Raw genomic sequence first — 3,002 nt, forward strand, 5'->3', positions numbered from 1 at the left:
CAAAAAACTCATGATCCAAGGCGTCAGCCACGGCATGATGACCGAAGGCCTCGTCGCAATCGGCGCCGGCTGGAAACCCACCCCCCTCCCCGAAAGCCGCGTCAGCTACGCGTCAAGGAGCTAGCCCACAGCCTGGGTGCATCCGAGGCCGGCGCCTCGTGAACTCCCAGCCGGTATTCATAGATTCTCACCAATAGGAGACATGACATGACAAACAATGAACTCGAACAACTGGAGCGCCGAATTCAAGTTCTCGAGGATACCGCCGCAATCACCAAGTTCAAGGCGGACTATGCGCTCCGCGTTGACCTCGGGCGAGGCGACGTGGTTGAGATGTTTGCCGAAGGCGCCACTCTGGATTCCGGCCCTGGCTTCGGTGTTGCCAACACTCGAGCCGAAATCGCAGAGCACTACAAGAACGTGGCGAAGAACTCTCCCTTCGTTCTCCACCACATCTACAACCCCTGCATCACGATCATTGACGAATCACATGCAAAGGCATCATGGTTATTCCGAGCTGAAGCGATTCTCAGCTCAACGGGAAAGGCCGTGGTCATCTGTGGTTACTACTATGACGAATACGTAAAGATCGACGGCGAATGGAAGTACAAGGCGATTGTGAACCGCCTGTTTTATGTGACGGAGCCGGGAAAGAGTTGGGCCGAGCAGCGCTGGGCGGTCCCCACCCTGACCGAAATGAATTATCCCGTGACAGGAATGTAAAACCTGGTTCCAGTAACTACCCGGGCCCTGACGTTGGTGAGCCACCGCCTTGGGCCCGGGTATACAAGGTCGGCACGCTTGTCGGCGTTCCCTGCTAGGAGTGTTTCTTGGACTGGCACCTTGCAAGATCATCTGTGATCAGCCACTGCTGCCCGGAGGAACCACCAAGTTCAAGGCGAATTGCAGGTAGCGTCCACTAACATACCTAGTGCCGAGCGCATACGGAGCTGGCAGCGCACCGGGAAATCGCGGGCAACCCAAACTTCGAGAGTTTAGTTCATAAGGGAGCCCCTGGAGCAACGCTGGAGCCCTCGGCAAATAAGCAACCGTCTACGCGCTGAATCTCCGGACAGCCGGAGATTCATGTCGTGCCGGAGACCACATATCACTCCCTGCAGGGGCGTCGAAAGCCTGGATTTCCCCGTGGTTCCGGCCGTCTCACGCGGAAGCGGCGGACCGGTCCCCAGCATTGCCGCAATGGGCGCACTTCCGGCCCTTCTCCGGCGTTCACTGACGTGGGATCAGGGCGCCGACACGGCCTGCCATCAAGATCTCACCGGGCGCACACTCATGCCGTCTACTTCTGGGATCCTGCCAGTCCCTGGCAACGCGGTTCGAACCAGGACACCCTTGGCCTGCCCTAACAGACTTTTGTAGAACGTCTGCCGAGACCGTCTTCACCCGCGGTAGAACATGACTGACTACGCGGCACCCATCTCCTGCCCGTTGACTTTGCAACATCCGCCCGTCGTCGATCTGATTCCTGGTGAGAACCGCAGCGCAACCTGCGGCGCCGCATGGGAGACGCCCTGCCCCGCGAAACTATGACGCGGAACGTACGTCGGAATCAATACCCGATCTCCGAAGCATACTTGCGCAAGTCTTCGACGAATTCGGCCGGCCGCTCCATTGCCGCAAAGTGCCCACCCGCGTCAAGTTCAGTCCAGCGCACAATGTTGTAATAGCGTTCCACCCAGGTGCGAGGCGGGGTGAAGCCGACCACTTCATGGGGAAGCTTCAACATGGCCACTGGAGTTGCACAATATGGACCCTCGGAAAGCCTTGCAGGATCCTCTAAAAGACCCACATAAGACCAGAGACTGGTGGTGATGGCGTCGTTGACAAGATAGATCATCACGAGCGTCAGGAGCCTGTCCCGGTCATACACCTCGTCTATCGATCGTTGAGACAAATCCGTCCAGTCGTGCACTTTGTCGAGCAGCCAAGCGGCCGCTCCAACGGGTGAGTCGCTTAGTCCCAGAGCAAGAGTCTGAGGACGAGTCATATGCTGCAAGCAATACGCCAGGTCCGGGATTTCGTCCAGCAGGGTCCCCTGGAGCACCTCGTGCTCTTCAGCATTTAATGCCCCGTCATCGTCGAGACTCGGGCGCCAACCGATTAGATTGACATGGATAGCCTTGCAGTAATCGCTGAAGTCATTGCCCAGCCATGTTGCGACGCCCGCGCCCTGGTCACCACCCTGCACCATGTAATTCGGGTATCCCAAGCCATTCACCATCAGGTCATTCACGAGGGCGGCGATACGCCGAAGACCAACCGGTTCGCGGGGGCTCGGGGAAAATCCGAATCCGGGTAGCGACACGATGATCAGGTCGAACGCGTCTCCCGCTGATCCACCCGATTTCGAGGGAAAGGCCAGTTCATCGATTACGTTCCAGAACTCAAAATGTGTCCCGGGCCAGCCGTGAAGCAGAACAAGCGGTCGCGTTCCCCGGGCTTCCCCGATGACTTCGACAAAATGCAAAGGCACGCCCTGAACCCGCGTCTGGTATTGGGGATACTCATTCAGCCGTCGCTCCATCTTCCGCCAGTCGTATTCGCCGACCCAGTAGTCCCTGAGCGCCTCAAGCCATTTCGAATTGACGCCGTACTTCCAGGAGTCGCCTTCATCCGATGGTGGATCCATGAAACGGTAGCCGGCGACTCGACGCATGATGTCGTCGAGCTTGCTTTGGGAGACGTCCACAGTGAATGGACTACTTCTCGCCCAAGGGTCATCATCCAGCGCCTGCTCAATGTCAGTCGTCATTTATACCTCCGTTGTCGGTCGCGGCTCAAGGCCGGACGATTACGAGACACTCCATCATGATGATCATTCATCACGACCAACGCGGGCAGTGGCCACTGTGGGCCAAGCTGTCAGGCCGTTACGTGCGCGTTCGACACGTCTGCTTCGATGCGGAAGCCGCTCATGCCGTCGCTTATTGCTTCTTCTGCGTACTTCCGGTAGGCCGGGAAGCCGCCGGCGAAGGCTACCG

2 protein-coding genes and 1 pseudogene are annotated in these 3,002 nt (G+C 58.1%); 2 read left to right on the forward strand and 1 reads right to left on the reverse strand.

From position 1 onward, the window contains the following. The first annotated feature begins 207 nt into the window (after nt 1–207). Together B5520_RS22250 and B5520_RS23140 are read left to right on the forward strand one after the other, a co-directional pair. Nucleotides 208–723 (forward strand): nuclear transport factor 2 family protein, encoded by a 516-nt coding sequence (locus tag B5520_RS22250; protein ID WP_079599238.1) that lies wholly within the window; start codon nt 208–210, stop codon nt 721–723. Nucleotides 724–1,209: 486 nt separating this feature from the next. Beyond that, nucleotides 1,210–1,361, forward strand: a pseudogene (locus B5520_RS23140) (IS30 family transposase); the annotation flags it as partial. A 209-nt stretch (nt 1,362–1,570) separates the two neighbouring features. On the opposite strand, the gene B5520_RS22255 reads toward B5520_RS23140, so the two are convergent. Continuing rightward, complete coding sequence (locus tag B5520_RS22255) at nt 1,571–2,773, reverse strand: epoxide hydrolase family protein (protein ID WP_079599239.1); 1,203 nt, start codon at nt 2,771–2,773, stop codon at nt 1,571–1,573. Nucleotides 2,774–3,002: the final 229 nt, after the last annotated feature.

This window comes from Arthrobacter sp. P2b (assembly GCF_900168295.1).
Lineage (GTDB): Bacteria > Actinomycetota > Actinomycetes > Actinomycetales > Micrococcaceae > Arthrobacter.

Excerpts from the sequence above, each read along its gene's own strand:
- B5520_RS22255 (WP_079599239.1), bottom strand. The coding sequence starts at position 2,773 with ATGACGACTGACATTGAGCAGGCGCTGGATGATGACCCTTGGGCGAGA.
- B5520_RS22250 (WP_079599238.1), top strand. The coding sequence starts at position 208 with ATGACAAACAATGAACTCGAACAACTGGAGCGCCGAATTCAAGTTCTC.